Annotated in this window: 17 protein-coding genes and 1 pseudogene; 6 read left to right on the top strand and 12 right to left on the bottom strand. The window is 71.9% G+C overall.

Going from position 1 to position 16,379, the window contains the following annotated elements; translation table 11 throughout:
- The first annotated feature begins 12 nt into the window (after positions 1-12).
- Entirely contained in the window at positions 13-1,062 is a 1,050-nt protein-coding gene (locus AQJ84_RS31800) for a DUF6745 domain-containing protein (protein WP_053190354.1), read from the top strand.
- Between the two features lie 155 nt (positions 1,063-1,217).
- On the opposite strand, the gene AQJ84_RS31795 is transcribed toward AQJ84_RS31800, so the two are convergent.
- Both AQJ84_RS31795 and AQJ84_RS40335 read right to left on the bottom strand, forming a co-directional pair.
- Entirely contained in the window at positions 1,218-1,664 is a 447-nt protein-coding gene (locus tag AQJ84_RS31795) for an RICIN domain-containing protein (protein ID WP_051869401.1), read from the bottom strand.
- A gap of 113 nt (positions 1,665-1,777) precedes the next feature.
- On the bottom strand, positions 1,778-2,545 hold the full coding sequence (locus tag AQJ84_RS40335; RefSeq protein ID WP_063785356.1) for a M23 family metallopeptidase: 768 nt from the start codon (positions 2,543-2,545) through the stop codon (positions 1,778-1,780).
- Between the two features lie 165 nt (positions 2,546-2,710).
- Here AQJ84_RS40335 and AQJ84_RS31785 point away from each other — a divergent pair, with 165 nt between their 5' ends.
- Both AQJ84_RS31785 and AQJ84_RS31780 read left to right on the top strand, forming a co-directional pair.
- The gene (locus tag AQJ84_RS31785) at positions 2,711-3,991 is read left to right on the top strand and encodes an SH3 domain-containing protein (protein ID WP_053190353.1); all 1,281 of its coding nucleotides are present in this window, start codon (positions 2,711-2,713) and stop codon (positions 3,989-3,991) included.
- A gap of 103 nt (positions 3,992-4,094) precedes the next feature.
- Positions 4,095-4,988: a M23 family metallopeptidase gene (locus tag AQJ84_RS31780; protein WP_051869399.1), complete on the top strand. Its 894-nt coding sequence runs from the start codon at positions 4,095-4,097 to the stop codon at positions 4,986-4,988.
- A 99-nt stretch (positions 4,989-5,087) separates the two neighbouring features.
- On the opposite strand, the gene AQJ84_RS31775 is transcribed toward AQJ84_RS31780, so the two are convergent.
- The 3 genes from AQJ84_RS31775 to ppk2 all read right to left on the bottom strand — a co-directional run bounded on the left by AQJ84_RS31775 (position 5,088) and on the right by ppk2 (position 8,727).
- Positions 5,088-6,527 carry a serine/threonine-protein kinase gene (locus tag AQJ84_RS31775; protein WP_225889204.1) on the bottom strand — a complete coding sequence of 480 codons (1,440 nt, stop codon included), beginning with the start codon at positions 6,525-6,527 and terminating at the stop codon, positions 5,088-5,090.
- A 17-nt stretch (positions 6,528-6,544) separates the two neighbouring features.
- On the bottom strand, positions 6,545-7,330 hold the full coding sequence (locus AQJ84_RS31770; protein WP_053190351.1) for a hypothetical protein: 786 nt from the start codon (positions 7,328-7,330) through the stop codon (positions 6,545-6,547).
- 296 nt (positions 7,331-7,626) lie between these two features.
- Entirely contained in the window at positions 7,627-8,727 is a 1,101-nt protein-coding gene (gene ppk2 / locus AQJ84_RS31765) for a polyphosphate kinase 2 (RefSeq protein WP_078631457.1), read from the bottom strand.
- A 75-nt stretch (positions 8,728-8,802) separates the two neighbouring features.
- On the opposite strand from ppk2, the gene AQJ84_RS31760 reads away from it, so the two are divergent.
- A complete protein-coding gene (locus tag AQJ84_RS31760; RefSeq protein WP_037801827.1) occupies positions 8,803-9,669 on the top strand; it encodes a restriction endonuclease in 867 nt (288 codons plus the stop codon).
- A gap of 266 nt (positions 9,670-9,935) precedes the next feature.
- On the opposite strand, the pseudogene AQJ84_RS44800 reads toward AQJ84_RS31760, so the two are convergent.
- Together AQJ84_RS44800 and AQJ84_RS44440 are read right to left on the bottom strand one after the other, a co-directional pair.
- A pseudogene (locus AQJ84_RS44800) lies at positions 9,936-10,013 on the bottom strand (hypothetical protein); the annotation flags it as partial.
- Between the two features lie 32 nt (positions 10,014-10,045).
- Complete coding sequence (locus AQJ84_RS44440) at positions 10,046-10,279, bottom strand: hypothetical protein (RefSeq protein WP_225889202.1); 234 nt, start codon at positions 10,277-10,279, stop codon at positions 10,046-10,048.
- A 12-nt stretch (positions 10,280-10,291) separates the two neighbouring features.
- Between AQJ84_RS44440 and AQJ84_RS31755 the strand changes: the two genes are divergently transcribed.
- Positions 10,292-10,963 carry a hypothetical protein gene (locus AQJ84_RS31755; RefSeq protein ID WP_030045676.1) on the top strand — a complete coding sequence of 224 codons (672 nt, stop codon included), beginning with the start codon at positions 10,292-10,294 and terminating at the stop codon, positions 10,961-10,963.
- Between the two features lie 159 nt (positions 10,964-11,122).
- On the opposite strand, the gene AQJ84_RS31750 is transcribed toward AQJ84_RS31755, so the two are convergent.
- Entirely contained in the window at positions 11,123-11,536 is a 414-nt protein-coding gene (locus AQJ84_RS31750) for a hypothetical protein (RefSeq protein WP_051870315.1), read from the bottom strand.
- A gap of 128 nt (positions 11,537-11,664) precedes the next feature.
- Here AQJ84_RS31750 and AQJ84_RS31745 point away from each other — a divergent pair, with 128 nt between their 5' ends.
- Positions 11,665-12,366 carry a hypothetical protein gene (locus AQJ84_RS31745; RefSeq protein WP_030045675.1) on the top strand — a complete coding sequence of 234 codons (702 nt, stop codon included), beginning with the start codon at positions 11,665-11,667 and terminating at the stop codon, positions 12,364-12,366.
- Between the two features lie 20 nt (positions 12,367-12,386).
- Here AQJ84_RS31745 and AQJ84_RS31740 read toward each other — a convergent pair whose 3' ends face one another.
- From AQJ84_RS31740 to AQJ84_RS31725, 4 genes are all read right to left on the bottom strand, one after another.
- Positions 12,387-13,415 (bottom strand): 2-hydroxyacid dehydrogenase, encoded by a 1,029-nt coding sequence (locus AQJ84_RS31740; protein ID WP_030045673.1) that lies wholly within the window; start codon positions 13,413-13,415, stop codon positions 12,387-12,389.
- Between the two features lie 58 nt (positions 13,416-13,473).
- Complete coding sequence (locus AQJ84_RS31735; protein WP_053190350.1) at positions 13,474-14,520, bottom strand: L-idonate 5-dehydrogenase; 1,047 nt, start codon at positions 14,518-14,520, stop codon at positions 13,474-13,476.
- 64 nt (positions 14,521-14,584) lie between these two features.
- A complete protein-coding gene (locus tag AQJ84_RS31730) occupies positions 14,585-15,358 on the bottom strand; it encodes an SDR family NAD(P)-dependent oxidoreductase (RefSeq protein ID WP_030045670.1) in 774 nt (257 codons plus the stop codon).
- Positions 15,355-16,239: an NAD(P)-dependent oxidoreductase gene (locus tag AQJ84_RS31725; protein ID WP_030045669.1), complete on the bottom strand. Its 885-nt coding sequence runs from the start codon at positions 16,237-16,239 to the stop codon at positions 15,355-15,357. Before AQJ84_RS31725 ends, AQJ84_RS31730 begins: the two co-directional genes overlap by 4 nt.
- Positions 16,240-16,379: the final 140 nt, after the last annotated feature.

Here is a 16,379-nt window from a genome sequence, read left to right as displayed (position 1 = left end):
GGTGATGGGGAGATGACAATGGACACGCTGGATGGTGCCGCCGTGGCGGCCTCCGACGAGACCTTCCACGCCTGGCGCGCGTGTGCGGCGGCCGTCGGCGCCGCCGACCGGGCCGCCGCCGAGGCGGGCGTCCGGCGGGCCTACCGACAGGCCGGTCTCGAGGAACCGGCGGAGGTGGTGTGGGCCGGTTCGCCGCGCGAGGCGGTGACGCTGATCCGGGCGTCGCTGGACACGGGCCCCAGTGTGCGAGAGGCGGTCCGCAGCGCGCCCTGGGCACGCGAACGGCAGCGGCTGCACACCGAGTTGGGCCCGGCCGGCTGGGCGGCGCACTGGTCCGCCACCGGTGGCCGCCTGTGGGACTCGACGCAGTCCCTGGTGAACCGGGTCCGCACCGGTGTGCTGGAGGACCTGGTCGGAAGGGAGACGGGCAAGGAGGCCGCGGAGGTCCGGCTGATCCTCCTGGACGCCGTGCTGGGACAACACGACGCGCCGTGGCTCGCCGCGTTCCCCACGGACGACGGGCCGCTCGAAGGACTGGCGGCGGTGTGCCGCAGCGCCGGCTGGTGGTGGCCCTTCGCGCGCGTGGCGGTGGTGTGCGAACGCCCCGTCGCCCTGCACCGCGACGAGGCCGGCCGGCTGGACCAGGGCGACGGCCCGGCGCTCGCCTACCCGGACGGCTTCGCTCTGTACGCCTGGCGCGGGATGCCGGTGCCCGCCGACTTCCTGGCGCGACTGCCGAGCCTCGACCCGGAGCGGATCCGCGCCGAGGAGAACGCCGAACTGCGCCGGGTGATGCTGGAGTACTACGGCTACGACCGCTACCTGGCGGACTCCGGGGCCCGCCCGGTCAACCGTGACGAGACGGGCACGCTGTGGCGGATCGACCTGGACGACGACGAGCCCGTCGTCATGGTGGAGGTCCTCAACTCCACCCCGGAGCCGGACGGTAACCACCGGACGTACTGGCTGCGGGTGCCGCCGTCGACCCGCACGGCGCGGGCCGGGGTCGCCTGGACGTTCGGGCTGGGGGCGGAGTCGTACGCGCCCGTACGGGAGACGTGACCCGTAGGTCCTCGGGAGCGGAGTTCGGCCCCCTCTCGCAGCCGGGTGCCCGGTGCCGCGCTGATGGACCGGGCTCCGGGCACCTTCAGCCCCCGCCCCGATGACCGATGACCGGGGACCGGGCGGAGGCGGAAGGCGCTGCCCTGCGGCAGGTGTCAGAACCAGCTCTGGAACTGGCCGGAGTTGCAACCGAGGGTGCGGAAGCCGAGGTTGCTGTCGTCGATGCAGCGCTGCGTCGCCTGGTTCTTCAGCTCGAGCGTGCCGTCGTTCCAGTGACGGACGTACCAGCTCTGGTTGGGGCTGGAGTCACAGTTCAGGGTCTTGAAGCCCTGGTCGCTGTCGTACATGCAGCGGTTGGTGTTGGCGTTCTTCAGCTGCACCGTGCCGTCGGCCCACTTGTGCACGATCCAGTTCTGGGCGGGGGAGCCGTTGCAGTCCCAGGTGCGGAAGCCCTGGTCGGTGTCGTCGATGCAGCGGTTCGTCGCCTGGTTCTTGAAGGTGTTGACGGCGTCCGCGGCCGAGGCCGTGGTCGAGGGGAGGAAGGCGAGGGCGGCGACGGAGGCGCCGAGCGCCGCCGCGCGGATGAGCGTGTTGCCGGACATGGGTGTTCCCTTCGGTTGGGTGATGGTGTTCCACCGCGGTGTGCGGCGGGATGTGTCGGGCGGCGCCTGGGGGTCGGGCCCCGGGCCGCGTCTGAGGGGGCGGGGCGGCTCGGTCAGCGGCACTCGCGGCTGACGTTGCCCTTGTCGTCGCCCTTGAGGTAGATCGCGCTGACGTAGCCGACCCCGCCCGCGCGCAGTGGAAGTTCGATCCACTTGTCGTTGGTGTAGCCCTCGGCGGAGACGAGTTGGCCGGTCGTCCAGCAGTTCGCCGGGTAACTCTCGTTCGGGTAGACCTTGCTGACCGCGCCGCAGTTGGTGGCGGCGCAGGAGCGGACGTTGGCCTCCGCCCACGCGGTCACCGTCGTCTGGCCACCGTTCCCGCCCGGCGTGCAGGGCAGGTTCACCCCGCGGTCACGCAGGTACGGCACCGGGTCGATGCCGCGGACCGTGGTGGACGTGCCGACCCTGACACGCAGATGCAGATGCGTGCCGGTCGACTCGCCCTCACTGCCCATCAGGGCGATGCGCTGTCCGGCCTGGACGTACTGGCCGACGGCGACGTCCCGCTGGTACATGTGCCCGTACTCGGTCACCGTTCCGTCGTCGTGCAGGATGCGGATCCACTGTCCGTAGCCACTGGCGGGACCGGAGGCGATGACCTCGCCGGCGCCGACGGCGTAGATCGGGGTGCCCTGGGCGTTGGCGATGTCGACGCCGTCGTGGCCACTGCTGTAGCCCTGGGTGACGACCCCGGCGGCGGGGCACGAGGCGGCGTACGCGGCCGCCGCGGTGGACGGTGCGGCGACGGCGGGGACGGCCGCTGCCAGGGGCAGGAGCACGGCGGCCGCCGTGACGAGTCCGGCACGTGGATGCAGACGCACGAGACTTCCTCTCGGGGGGTTCGTTGCGGGGACGGCTCGGAAGTTATCCGCGCGCGCCGCAGCGGCGGCATCCGGAACGTTCCGGAATGACAGCGCACGACGCCGGCCGATAGGGCTCTGCCTGGTCAACCACACACTGTCCGATCCCGATTGGGGAGACTCGTCGTGCCATCCACCACCAGCAGACTGATACGGGGCCTGTGCGCCCTGCTCATCGTGGGCGGGCTCCCGCCCGCCACCGCGGCGGCCGCGGACCGCGCCGGCGAAAGGCCCGCCGCCGCGCAGCCGGCGAGCGAGTGGCGGGTGGACCTCGCCAGCACGTCGGCCGACCAGCACAACATCGACCACCGCGGGGACGGCGGTCTCACCATCGGCGACGGCCGCACCCGCACACCGTCCGCCCCCGGCAAGGCGTTCGCCGTGTACACCGCACCGGCCCAGAGCCTCGGACGGCAGGCCGACGCCTTCACCCTCCGCCGCCAAGCCGACGTACCCTCGGGCACCCAGGTGCTGACCGAGGTCCGGGGCAGCGGCCACCCCGACCGGTGGACGCAGTGGACCACCCCCGACTCCGCCGGCCGACTGCGGCTGCCGGAGGTCGTCTCCGTGCTCCAGGTGCGGCTGACCCTCCTCGGCAGCAGCACCGCCACGCCCGTCGTCTCCGACGTCTTGGTCCACGCCGACCCGACGCGGTCCGCCGCACGCGCCCAACGTGGTGCGGCGCAGGCGGCGTCCGTCACGTACCGGCTCTTCGCCACCCGCGAGGGCCTGACCGGGCAGACCACCGCCAACGGCCATGTCATCCAGCCACGCGACCACTTCGTGGCGCTGCCGTCCCGGCGGATGCTGGCGAGCAACGGAGGCCGCGAGTACCAGGTGCGGCTGTGCTACGCGCGCACGGGACGCTGTGAGACCGCCCCCGTGTGGGACGTCGGTCCCTGGAACACCCAGGACGACTACTGGAACCCGCCCGCCCAGCGGCAGATGTGGCGTGACCTGCCACAGGGCACCCCCGAGGCCCAGGCGGCCTACCAGTCGGGCTACAACGGAGGCCTAGACGAGTTCGGCCGCCGGGTCGCCAACCCGGCCGGCATCGACGTGGCCGACGGCACCTTCTGGGACGGCCTCGGCATGACGGACAACGACTGGGTGGACGTGACCTTCCAGCCGACCGACGGCGGCGGCGGACAGTCGACCGTCACGGCCTGGGCCGAGGCGAACGTCCGCTCCTGCGCCGCCACCAGCTGCGGCGCGGTCAGCAAGGTCTACCCGAACGAGAGTTACCCGGCGAACTGCTGGAAGACCGGCCAACTCGTCTCCGCCGAGGGCTACACGAGCGACAAGTGGATCGAACTGCCGCTGCGTTCGGGCGGAGTGGGCTACGTCAGCGGGATCTACCTCAAGGGGGACGCGACCGGGGGAGTGACACGGCAGTGCGGCACCTGATCCCCGACGCACGCGGGGCCACCCCGTAACGTGCCGGAGTCCCTTCTCCCCCTCGGTGCGGCACGCTCACCGCAGAACACTGAAGAGGAGGAGGGCGAGGCCCGTGAAATTGTGGCAACGAGTAGGACCGGGCTGGGCGGCGGTGCTGACGGCTGTGCTGATGACGGCCGGACTGTGCGCGAGCACACCGGCCGCGTCGGCCGCGCCCGCGGCCCGCCCGGACTTCAAACTGCCGTTCGCGTGCGGCCAGACCTGGCAACTGCAGACGTATCGGGGCCACGCGCCCGACGACAAGAAGCTGGACATGTACCGTGTCGACGGCCCCACCCTGGGGGCCGTCGTCGGTGCCTCGGCCGCCGGCACGGTCACCGAACGCTTCGAGCCGGGCGGGCTCGAGATCAACCACGGCAACGGCTGGTTCACGGTCTATCTCCACATGGACCGCATCGACGTGCGTCTGGGCCAGCACGTCGCCTCCGGCGCACCCCTCGGGCGACTCGGGCTGACCGGCACGGACTCGGCGCATCTGCACTACGAGCAGCTCTACGACACCAACGGCGACAACGACGGCGAGACCGACGAGATGGTTCACCCGGTGATCCAGGGCACCGAGTACCGGCTCAGCCCCAACGGCCCGTTCCCCCAGGTCATCAGCACCAACGCCTGCGACGGCGGTGGCGGCGACCCGGCCCGGTTCTGGGTGGACACCTACGCCGACGCCACCGGCTACGCGGACGTCGACTGCGTGGGCGACAGCACACCCCGGTGCGCACCCCAGGGCACGCTGCGCAAGGGCACCAACTACGTGCTGTGCAAGAAGTGGGGCGACGAGGTGCGCAGCGGAACCTCGTACAACCACTGGTGGCTGCTCACCGACCTCGACGAGGTGAACCCGGGCGGCCAGGGGCGGGCGTACGTCTCCGCCTACTACCTCCAGAAGTGGGGCAACGACGAGGCGAAGGACAACGACGGCCGGGACATCCGCACATGTGACTGACCCGTCGGCGGTGCGAACCCGCGTGTGACTGATCCGGCCGGCGGAGCGACCACCGGCCGGATCAAGACGCTCACCCGCACCCGCACCGGGCGGGACGCCTCACGCGCACTCCGACACGGTCGGACGGTCCTTCGTGCGGACGGCCGGCAGCCACGCCTTGGAGGGCGTGGCGTCGCCCGGCAGCCGGACCCGGTACCACTCGGTGGAGCGGGTGCCCACCTCGTCGGTCACCGGCAGCCCCTGACTCATCCGGCACTCCGCGGGAAGGACGTCTCCGTGCCACACCCGGGTCGGTACGACGTTGTCGACGGTGTACGCGGCCAGCGGATCGATCGCCAGGCCGAGACTGCACTGCTGGTCGCGCTCGGCCTTCTGGTCCCGGCAGAGCTTCTCCACGTTGAAGACCGTGACGTGCGCGGCGGGCGGCGCGCTGGTGCCGGAGATGTTCTCCGCGTGGACCGCGGTGTCACCCTTACCCCTGCCGGCGTCGTCGCCGCCGACGGCGTACCACCACGCGGCACCCGTCGCCGCGCCCAGTGCGGTGGCCGCCGCGGCTCCGACCACGAGCCGCCGCCCACGGCGCCGGGCACCGGCGGCAGGCGCTGTGCCCTCGCCGGTCGTCGCGTCGCCGTCGCCTCCGGCCGCCGCCCCGATGCGGGCCAGCAGGTCCTGCGCGGTGTGCGCGGCACGGGCGTCATGGGTCGGCGCCAGACAGTCGGTGGCCAGACCTCGCCAGAAGGGCGGCACGGCGGAGTCCAGGCGCAACGGCGCCCGCCCGGCCGCGAACTCCTGTACGGCGGCTCCCCGACCGGCCGCGGTGGCGCCGGGGAAGGGCGAGGCGCCACCGGTGAACACCTGGTGGATCATGATGCCCAGGGCCCAGACGTCGGCGCTGGGGCGCACCTGTACGCCGCGCTCGCCCAACGGGGCCCTCCAGCGTTCCGGCGGCAGGTAGTCGGGGGTGCCCAGGGGCGGGATCCACGCGTGCGTGCCGTGGGTGCCGTCGAGTTCCGCGGAGAGACCGAAGTCCGACAGGCGGATCGAACCGTCCGCCATCAACAGGACGTTGTCGGGCTTGAGGTCGCCGTGCACCCAGCCCTGGCCGTGCAGATACGCCAGCCCCTCGCAGATCTCCGTCAGGATCCGCACCCCCTCCCCGTCCTCCAACAACCCTTCCGTCTCCAGGAGTTGCCGCAGACTGCGCTCGGCGCGCTCCATCACCAGCACGACCGCCCCGTCGAGCTCGGGCCGGTCGGGTTCGTCCAGTACGACGGAGTCGAGCAGCCGGATCAGCCGGGGATGCCGTGTCCGGCGCCCGAACTCGCTCTCCCGCCGGGCACTCTCCACCAGACCGCGGGCCTGCCGGGGCGCGAGTCCGGCCGTGGGCAGGAACTTCAGCGCCACGACGGCGTCGCCGTCCGTTCCGCCCGCGCTCCGGCCTTCGTACACCCATCCCCAGCCGCCGTCCGCGATCGGCTCGCCGACCTCCCAGGCTCCGACCCGGTAGCCACGCGGGATCCGCTCCGTGGCCCCGCTCAACGGCTCCGCCGCCCCGCTCACCGGCGCCCCGTCCCCGTCCGGACCGCGCCGGCGGCAGCCGTCGTACGTGTCGGCAGGAGGCGGAGATGTCCCTCACCGACCAGGCCGAAGCGCAGCGCGATGCCGACGAGGGCCTCGCGCTTGCCGTTGCGACGGGCACCGCGGCCCGGTTCCCGGTCGGCCGGCGGGTTGATGCGGAGTTTCTCCTCGGCGAGATAGTCGATGTGGGCGCTCACCGCGCGGGCCGTGAGCTGGGCGCACTGAGGGTGCGAGCGGAGACGTTCGACGACCTCGGGCGTGGTCGGCACCGCGAGGGCCGACTCGTCGCGCAGCCGAGGCTCGCACAGGGCGACCAGCACCAGGAAGTAGGTGGCGGTCTCGTCCAGCGAGTAAGCGGTCAGGGTCTGGGTGCCCCGGGGCAGGCCGTCCGGCCCGCCCGGATCGAGGTAGACGTGGTCGGGGGCGAAGACCTGGAAGCTCACCCCGGATCCCCTGGTGGGCAGCACGACCCGCGCGAACTCGAAGGGGATCGGCGCCCCGACGCGTCGCGGCGGGACTCGCAGGTACTCTCCGGCACCCTCGGGGTTCTCCACCAGGTAGCTCTGTGTGGTGCTGTGGTTACTGAGCAGCCAGTGGTCGTCACTCACCCGTATCTCCCCGGCCAGCCGGGACACCGCCGGGTCGTCGAGCCGCAGCTCCACCGGCATGGTGTCCGAGCCACGGCCGAAGCGGGCCACCTCGCCCGCGCCGAGCCGCACCGTCAGCGCCGGCTCCTGTGGCAGATGGATCAGTACACCGCTCATCGTCCCCCGCTTCTCGACAGTTCCTTGCCGTCGACGCCGTGCACGCGGGACACGGGGCCGGCGGGCGGCGTTCACCCGCGGGGTCCCGCTGTCGCACGGCGGAGCGCTGACGGCGTACGTGCTCACGTAGGCGGGCCGTCCGGCCAGCCGCACGACGAGGAGACCGGTGGTCCGGCCGACCTCCGACGTCGTGCTCGTGTTGTGGGTCAGCGGTACTGTATCCGGCTGCCGCGCCCCCCGGGCGCCCCACGCACGCCGGTTCCTCCCGGGCCGGGCCGTCGCGGACAGCGGCCGGGTCAGTCCTGGTGTCCGGGGTGCAGGCCGGGGCCGTGGTGGTGTCCGGCCAGCGGCGTGGGAGACAGGTCGGTCTGCTCTTCGCCGGGTTCCAGCAGCGTGTCGGCGGCGCCCACGATGAGCGGGTCCGGTTTGCCGACGACCGAGTGGTCCTTGGACGGGTAGTCACAGCGGTCGAGCAGGCTGCGCATGGCCTCCAGCCGGCCTCGTCGTTTGTCGTTGTTCTTCACCACGGTCCAGGGCGCGTGCTCGGTGTCCGTCGCACGGAACATGTCGACCTTGGCGGCGGTGTAGTCGTCCCAGAGGTCCAGCGAGGCGACGTCCGTCGGCGAGAGCTTCCAGCGGCGTACGGGGTCGACCTGGCGGATCGCGAAGCGGGTGCGCTGTTCCGTCCGGGAGACGGAGAACCAGAACTTGACCAGCAGGATGCCGTCGTTGGTCAGCAGCTGCTCGAACAACGGGGCCTGTTCGAGGAAGTGCCGGTACTCGGTCTCCGTGCAGAAGCTCATGACACGCTCGACACCCGCTCGGTTGTACCAGGAGCGGTCGAAGAAGACGATCTCTCCACGCCCCGGCAGATGGGCCACGTAACGCTGGAAGTACCACTGCCCGGCCTCCCGCTCGGTCGGCTTCTCCAGGGCCACCACCCGGGCACCTCGGGGGTTGAGACGTTCGGTGAACCGCTGGATGGTGCCGCCTTTGCCGGCCGCGTCCCGTCCTTCGCACAGGACGATGATCCGCTGCCCGCTCTCCCGCACCCAGCGCTGCAGCTTCAGCAGCTCGATCTGCAAAAACCGCTTGGTCTGCTCGTACTCGCCCCTGCGCAGTTTGCGGTCGTACGGGTAGTTCTCCCGCCACGTCTCGAGTGGAGTGCCGTCGGCGTTGAGAAGCACCGGCCGCTCCGGGCGCTGCTCGTCCACGTGCAGCCCGTCGAGCAGCTCCGCCGCCTCCTCGCCCTCGCCGGTCACGTGCGCCTGCGCCGCGTCCTCGTCGTCGGATCCCACTGGTGCCCCCTTTCGCCTACCTCCCAGTTCCCGGGGAACCGCGAACGAACCGTGGACGCGGGTGGACCTCCTTCCCTTAAGGGCGTTGATCTTGGGCATGCGGAGACAAGTGATCTTCGTAGTCGTCTTCTGGAAGGGAGTGACATGCCCCTCGCCACGCGTCCGGCTCGACGCATGAACCGTGAGCGGCGCTTCGATCTGCGGGCGACCGCCCTGTTCTTCGTCCTGCTCGCGATCGTCCTGTGCGTGTCGGCGTTCCTGGTCCGCACCGCGGCGAGCATGGCCGAGCGTCGGCCTTTGTGGGCCGGCGCGCTGGTCGTGGTGGGCGTCGCGGCGGCACTGCTGTGCCGATCCAGGTGGCGCCGCTTCTCCGCCGCGAGGTACGCGCGCCGGGTCGCCGTGGCGCTGGAGGAAGCGGCTGAGCGGGCCTCGGACGACCTCGACACCATGGTGGACGAGGTACCGGCTCCCGCCGGAGGCACCGGCCCGCGAGGGGAGTGGCACGTCGGCGCCGTACCGGCAGGCCGGGGAGGCGCGGAGGAGACCCTCCTGGCGGAGGAGACCCTTCTGCCGGACATGACAGAGGCCGCGACCGAACCACTCATGCCCGGCCATGAGCCGACCCTCGTCCTCGATACCCTTGTCGACTATTCGGCGCTCGACCCCGACGACTTCGAGCAGGCCATAGCGGACCTGTGCGCGCGCGACGACTGCCGTGAGGTGGAAGTCGTGGGAGGCGCGTGCGACTTGGGCGCAGACGTCATAGCGCTCACCGCCGACGGTCGGCGGATGGTCATCCAGTGCAAGCGGTACGGGGACGACAACAAGGTGGGCTCCCAGGACATGCAACGCTTCGGGGGTACGTGCTTCACCGTCCACGAGGCCGATGTCGCGGTGCTCGTCACGACGAGCGACTTCACCGCTCCCGCCCTCGAATACGCGCAGCAGTGCGGCATAGTCTGCGTGGACGGCCGGGATCTGGACGCATGGCGCGACGGCACCGGGCCGAGCCCCTGGGCGGGAGCGGGCGTCGAAGCCTGAGGCGCCCTGAGCGAGGGCCGTAGGGCGCAGCAGGGGCCGGCGAGCCGACCGGGCGCGCCCGGCGACGAGGCGAGTCGCGGCCTGCCGTACCAGACGGGGTTGTCGTCGAGGCCGACGGTCGGGGTCGCCTCGGCGGCGGCGACCGACCCGATGCCGGCGTCGAAGACGGTGGCCTGGTAGCCGAAGAACGGCCGGCCGCCGACGAGGGCGAGGCTCTCCGGTTCGGTGTCGGCCCCGGTCGAGACACGGCGTGTCTCGGTCAGGGTCGCGGTGTCGATGACGGAGATCGCGTCAGCGTCCGGGAGCGCCACGTACAGGGTGGACTCGTCGGCCGACTCGGCCATGCCCCGCGCCCCGTCGAGCCCCTCCACCTTCTTCACACCTGCCCGTCGTGGTCGGTGGCCCGCACCGCGTCGCCGGGAGCGCTGACGTACACATGGCGGCTGTCGGCGAGGGTTGGCACGCCGGCGCCGTACCGGCAGGCCACGCGATCGCCGACGCGTTCCCAGGAGGAGCCGCAGCCGCAGTTCGGTGGGGGCGGCGGGCCCCTGCCGCCGGGCAACGAATCTCCGTTGCCGAGGAGACCGGCCGTCCGGGATCCTGACGGCATGAGGTACTCCATATGCGGCTGAGGCTGCGCCAGTTCAGACCGCGGACCGGACCGCACGAGCACCGAGTCGTCCAACCCCGGCAGCCCCTCCGCCACACCTCACTACGCGCCCCCGAGCCCATCGGCCTGCTGCTCGGTGACCACGACGGGCTGAACCGGCTCGCGGGCCTGTTCTCCTTCGCCGCCTACTCCCGGCACACCATCGTCCACATACCCCTGCGTGAAGGCCCTCCGCCCGACGAGGGTGTCGGTGAGCTGGTCGACCTCGTCCTGGTACACCACACGCTCGGCCTGCGCCCCAGCAAGTGGCCTGAACTGCGGCGCAAGTTGGGCAACGGCACGCCGCTGACAGTCGGCACCGACGAGGCACGCACCGCCCGGGACGCCGCCTCCTGCCGAAGACGCCTGCACCACGCCGACTTCCGGGACGAGCTGCGGCACGCCACCCACGCCCGCACGTTCTTCCTGTTCGGCAGCAGGGACATCTTCGTCGAGACCGCCACGGACCTCGCCGAGGCCGCAGGCTGGGGCCCGCGGCAGAAGGACGTCGCCAAGGGTTACTCGGCGCTGATGACGGCGCTCCCGGAGCTGGTCCAACAGCCGGGCGGCGGACACCCTTTGGAGGTGATGGTCTGCTTCAAGCCGTATCCGCCGTACGCCCACTTCAAGCTGCCGGGGCAGTGAGGTTACTCCGCCGCCGGTGACGGCGACCGCCGCGATGCCGAACGCCGACGCGAGGAAAGGCGTGGCACCTTGAACCTCGTCCATGACCACGGCCATCTCACCGGACCCTGCGCGGCAACGCCTTCCGGGTCAACGCGCCGCCATCCTGCCTCGGCCCGGTCAGCCCCCGTCGGCCGACGGCCCGCCCGAGTCGGCGGCGGACCCCGACCCGGCAGGGGTCGCGGGCCGCGGGTCGGGGACGGGTTCGCCGATGTCGGACGGCCAGCCGGGACGGAAGCGTTCGATGTAGCCGGTGAAGTCGCCGCGCAGATAGCGGGGGTCGCACGGTTTCAGCCGGATCTGCCTGCGGTCGTCGGCCCACCAGATCTCGAAGCCGGCCACCGTGCCTTGCGCCGGCCAGTCCGCACTGTCTTCCGGCAACAGCAGAACGTCGACGAAACCGCCGACGCCCAGGCCGATGTCCACGAAGATGCCGATCGCTCCGGGACGGGGCACCCACACCACCGTGCCCTCGAAGACCTGCCCGAAGCGCAGGCTCCTCCGGATCCGAGTCCACTCGGCATCTGTCACCACGAGGGGATCATCGCATCCGTGTTCGGATCCCGTGTCGGTTCGGATCGATGGGCAGAGCAGGGCAGGCGTACCACTGATATTCTGCGATCTTCGCCGGTTGTCCGGACGGAGTCCCCCGGCAGGTCGCCATGTCCCGCGTGCAACGCCAACTGATGACCGCGCTCGACGCCCTGGACCAGGCCTTCGCCTCCGAAGAGCCCTTTCCCGTCGCGGGGTGCACGTACTGCTACGCCGAGCAGGACCTCGTCGACCTCTCCGGGCCACTGCACCGGATCCCCGACGACCTGGTGTCCGCCGCAGCCGCTGAGGTGCCCGACCACTGGGACGACTTCTCGCGTCTTTATCGCCGTCTTGTTCCGCGCATCGTCCGACCGGTCGTCACGGGCCGGTTCCACGTCGACGAGGAACTCATCGCCTCCCGCCTGCTCCAGGCAGGCTGGACCACCTGGGACGCGTCCTTGACCGGGGCTCTGCGTGACGTCTGGGCCGCCTGGTGGGAGGCCACGCTGCACACATACCCCAGCCCCGTCACCGCGAGGGAAGTCCTCAGTCTCCTCACCGTCGCCACCAACGGTCTGCGCCCGTGGCTGGACGTCTGGACCGCCACCTCCCACCCGGCTGCCGACGCGCACCTGGCGGACCTCATCGACGACGTGCTGTTCGAGTGCGAGGTCACCGACCTTCGCATGGGCTTCTACGGTGAGTACCACGCCGGTCCGGAGCTGCTGGGGTGGCTCCTGACCGACGTACGGGACCGGGCCGACGACGCGCGTCTCGACAGCCCGTTCCTCCTCGAACACCATCAGGGCGCGACTCAGTACGCCGGCTGACCCGACACGCCACCGTTCCGTCAGGGCGCTGTCGTCCGGCCTTCGTACGCCTGCCCGGGCAGCCCCGGGGTGCCGGGGACCGGGGTCAGGGCGGGGCGCCCGTCCAGGACCGCCTCGACATTGCGGGCGGCGAGGTCCACCATGGCCGAGCGGGTCGCCTCGGTCGCCGAGCCCACGTGGGGCAGCACCACCAGGCGGGGTTCGGCGAGCAGCGGATCGGACGGGTCCGTACGAGGCTCGCCGGTCATCACGTCGAGCCCCGCCGAGTGCAGCTCCCCGCGGCGCAACGCCACCAGCAGGGCCTTCTCGTCGACGACTCCGCCCCGTCCGGTGTTGACGAGGGTGGCGGTCGGACTCATCAGGGCCAGTTCGGCAGCCCCGATCAGCCCTTCCGTCTCCGCTGTCAGCGGAGTGTGCACGGACACCACGTCGCTGGTGCGCAGCAGTTCGTCGAACGGCACCCAGCGGGAGAGCTCGTCGTCCTGCCTGCGCCGTGGGTGGTGGTGCTGGATTCGCATGCCGAATCCGGCGGCCCTGCGAGCCACGGCCCGGGCGATCCGGCCGTAGCCGATGAGACCGAGCGTGGCCCCGTGCACGTCGAGGCCGAGGAAGGCGTCCATGCGGAAGGCGCCCCACTCCCCGTGGCGCAGGGCGTCCATGCTGGCGGGCAGGCGGCGCCGGGCCATCAGGATCAGCGCCATCGCCACGTCGGCGGTGGTGTCGGCGAGCACATCGGGGGTGTGTGTGACGACGACACCGCGCCGGGCGGCGGCCGCCACGTCGACGCCGTCGTACCCCATCGACGCGAGGGCCACCACCCGCAGGCCCGGCCCGGCCGCGTCGAGCAACGCGGCGTCGACGGGGTCGCTGCCGAGGACGAGCAGACCGTCGCAGCCGTCGACCAGCCGGGCCAGTTCGTCGGGTGCGGGAGGGCGAGCCGGCGTCCAGTCGGCGACCTGGAAACGCTCGGCGAGGCGCTCGACGCCCGCGCCTGGCAGGCCGGTGCGGCTGACGGCCACGCGGAGACGGCGGGCGGGGGTGGCGGACATGCTCAGCTCCGTTCGGAAGGGGGGTGTCAGGTGGCGGGGCCAGTGACCGGGCGTCGTGTCAGACCGCGCCGAAGTCGAGCAGGACCTTGCAGGAGCGGGCGGGGTCGGCCGCGAGGCCGAACCCCTCGAGGGCGTCGGCCACCGGGAGTACGGACGTGACCACCGGCTCGACCGGGAGGCGGCCGTCGGCCAAGGCCCGGAGAACCTCGGTGAGTTCGTCGTCGAAGCGGAACGAGCCGACGAGCCGCAGCTCGCGGGTGATCAGGGCGTTGGCCGCCACGGGGGTGTCGCCCGGAGGCAGCAGGCCGAGCCCCACCACGAGGCCGCCCCGGTCGACCCCGTACACGCAGGTGCGCAGTCCGGCCGGGTTGCCCGAGGACTCGATGGCGATGTCCGCGGCGAGTTGGTCGAGCCCGTCGGGGTCGGAGCCCACCCGAACGGTCGACGTGGCACCCACCTGCTTGGCGACGGCCAGGGGCGCCTCGTGCACGTCGGTCACGGTGATGTCGGCGGCGCCGGCCGCCCGCAGTGCCGCGACGACCAGGCAGCCGATGGGGCCCGCGCCGGTGACCAGGACGTGCTTGCCGCGTACGTCGCCGGCTTGGCGCACGGCGTGCCAGGCGACCGCGGCCGGCTCGGCCACCGCGGCCAGCCGCGGGTCCAGGCCTTCGGGCAGCGGCAGCACCCGCTCGGCCGGCACCACGAGGACGTCCGCGAAGCCGCCCTGTACGTGGGGGTCGCGGGCTGCGCTGCCCAGGTAACCGGTGTCGAGACAGGTGTTGCGCCGCCCGGCGAGGCACTGCCGGCACCGGCCGCAGGACGCCAGCGGGTGCACGGCGACCGGTGTCCCCGGCGGTGGTGCCTGGGTGCCGGGGCCTGCCTCGCGGACCCGGCCCACGACCTCGTGGCCCAGGACCAGCGGTTCGCGCAGCCGGAACTCCCCGACCGCGCCGTGGCGCCAGTAGTGCAGGTCGGATCCGCAGATGCCCCCGTACCGGATGTCGACGGCGACCTCGCCCGGGCCCGGCGTCGGCACCGGCCGCTCCTCCAGACGCAGGTCGCCGGCGCCGTGGGCCACCACGGCCCGCATCGTCGCTGAGTTCATGTCCTCGTCCCGCTCTCTGCCGAACGCTTCGGCTGCTTCGGTTGGTTGCGTGAGGGGTCGGGTGTCAGACGACGGCGGTCAGGCCGCCGTCGACGGCGATCACCTGGCCGTTGACGAAGTCCGACGCCGGTGCCGCCAGCCACACCAGCGTGCCGACCAGGTCCTCGACGGAGGCCCAGCGGCCGGCCGGGGTCCGTCCCCGGATCCACGAGTCGAACGCGGGGTCGTCCACCAGCGGGCGGGTCAGCTCCGTGACCACGTAACCGGGGGCGAGAGCGTTGACGGTGAGGCCCGATCCGGCCCACTCCGCGCACATGCTGCGCGTCAGCATGGCCAGGCCGCCCTTGGAAGCGGCGTAGGCGGCGATGCCGGGCCGGGCCAGCCAGGTCTGGACGGAACAGATGTTGACGATCTTTCCGTGACCGCGCTGCACCATCCCGGCGGCGACCGTCCGGCCGACGAGGAAGGCGCTGGTGAGGTTGGTGTGCAGGACGTGCTCGAACGTCTGGGCCGAGACCTCCAACATCGGTTCGCGGTGCTGCACCCCGGTGTTGTTGACGAGGATGTCCAGGGGGCCTATGCCGTCCTCGATCTCCCGGACCGCGTGTCGTACCGCGCTCTCGTCGGTGACGTCGAAGGCCGCCGTGTGCACCGTCGCACCGGTGCGTTCGCCGAGCTCCTGCCGGGCGTGCTCCAGGGCGTCGGCGTCGCGGCCGTTGAGGACGAGTTCGGCGCCCGCCTCGGCGAGGCCGGCGGCCAGGGCGGCCCCGATGCCCTTGCTGGAGCCGGTCACGAGGGCTCGGCGGCCCGTGAGGTCGAACAGGGCGGGAGCCTTCACGGCCTTACCTCCAGGGGAGCGTAGTAGTGCATCAGTGCGGCGTTGTCGGCGTCGCCGTGTCCGGCCGCGGTGAGCCAGCGGTGCAGCTCGGAGACGGCCGTCGTGACCGGCAGCGGCACACCAGCCGAGCGTGCGTAGGCGCGGGCGGCCTCGAGGTCCTTGACCATGTTGCTGACGCGCCCGGTGGGGGAGAGGTCGGCGTCCGCGAACTTCACGAAGAACTCCTGGAGCAGCGCCGAGTCGGCCCTGCCTCCGCTGAGCGCGGTGAGCACCTGCCGGGGCGGCAGGCCCGCCGCCCGTACCAGGGCGGCCGCCTCGGCGAGGGCGGCGAACCCGCAGCCGACCAGTACCTGGTTCACGGACTTGACCAGTTGGCCGGAGCCGGCGGGGCCGAGGTGCGTCAGCCGGGAGGCCAGGGCGCCGAGAACGGGCAGGGCGCGTTCCACGTGTTCCTCCTCGCCGCCGAGCATCAGCGTCAGCTCACCCTGCTCGGCGCCCGGGGCACCGCCCGACAGCGGGGCGTCGACCCAGCCGGCGCCCAGTTTGGCCGCGCGCTCGGCGAACTCGTGGGTGCGGCCGGGGTCGATGCTCGACATGTCGACGACCAGCACGCCGTCCGGGGCCGTGCTCAGCACTCCGTCCGGGCCGAAGACCACCTGCTCCACGATGTCGGCGGTGTTGAGGGAGAGCACCACCACTCCCGACGCGGCGAGAGAAGCGGGCGACTCGACCGCCGTGGCTCCGACCCGCCCGAGTTCGGCGGCGGCCTCCGGCCGGACGTCGTAGACGCGCACCGCGCGTGCGCGCCTGAGGAGTCGCCGGGCGATCGCGGAGCCCATGACTCCCAGTCCCGCGACGCCTACCTCCAGCTGTCCTGACACCTGACCTCCTGAACCAAATGCTGTACTGAGGACAACATACTGGACCATTGGATGGCGGCTGGGCAAGAGAGGTGATGTGAGGGCGGAGAAGGGTCTGATTTCTGAACAGCATATTGGTTTCAGTGCCGCATGCTGTTACG

The organism is Streptomyces resistomycificus (assembly GCF_001514265.1).
In the GTDB taxonomy this organism is placed as follows: Bacteria; Actinomycetota; Actinomycetes; order Streptomycetales; family Streptomycetaceae; genus Streptomyces; species Streptomyces resistomycificus.
Note: the sequence above shows the minus strand (reverse complement) of the source record. Positions and strands in the feature narration are given on the sequence as shown.

Bases quoted from the DNA above. Each gene is read 5' to 3' on its own strand.
- AQJ84_RS31800 (WP_053190354.1), top strand. From the start codon at position 13: ATGACAATGGACACGCTGGATGGTGCCGCCGTGGCGGCCTCCGACGAG.
- AQJ84_RS31795 (WP_051869401.1), bottom strand. From the start codon at position 1,664: ATGTCCGGCAACACGCTCATCCGCGCGGCGGCGCTCGGCGCCTCCGTC.
- AQJ84_RS31770 (WP_053190351.1), bottom strand. From the start codon at position 7,330: ATGAGCGGTGTACTGATCCATCTGCCACAGGAGCCGGCGCTGACGGTG.
- ppk2 (WP_078631457.1), bottom strand. From the start codon at position 8,727: ATGCCCAAGATCAACGCCCTTAAGGGAAGGAGGTCCACCCGCGTCCAC.
- AQJ84_RS31760 (WP_037801827.1), top strand. From the start codon at position 8,803: ATGAACCGTGAGCGGCGCTTCGATCTGCGGGCGACCGCCCTGTTCTTC.
- AQJ84_RS44440 (WP_225889202.1), bottom strand. From the start codon at position 10,279: ATGCCGTCAGGATCCCGGACGGCCGGTCTCCTCGGCAACGGAGATTCG.
- AQJ84_RS31755 (WP_030045676.1), top strand. From the start codon at position 10,292: ATGCGGCTGAGGCTGCGCCAGTTCAGACCGCGGACCGGACCGCACGAG.
- AQJ84_RS31745 (WP_030045675.1), top strand. From the start codon at position 11,665: ATGTCCCGCGTGCAACGCCAACTGATGACCGCGCTCGACGCCCTGGAC.
- AQJ84_RS31740 (WP_030045673.1), bottom strand. From the start codon at position 13,415: ATGTCCGCCACCCCCGCCCGCCGTCTCCGCGTGGCCGTCAGCCGCACC.
- AQJ84_RS31735 (WP_053190350.1), bottom strand. From the start codon at position 14,520: ATGAACTCAGCGACGATGCGGGCCGTGGTGGCCCACGGCGCCGGCGAC.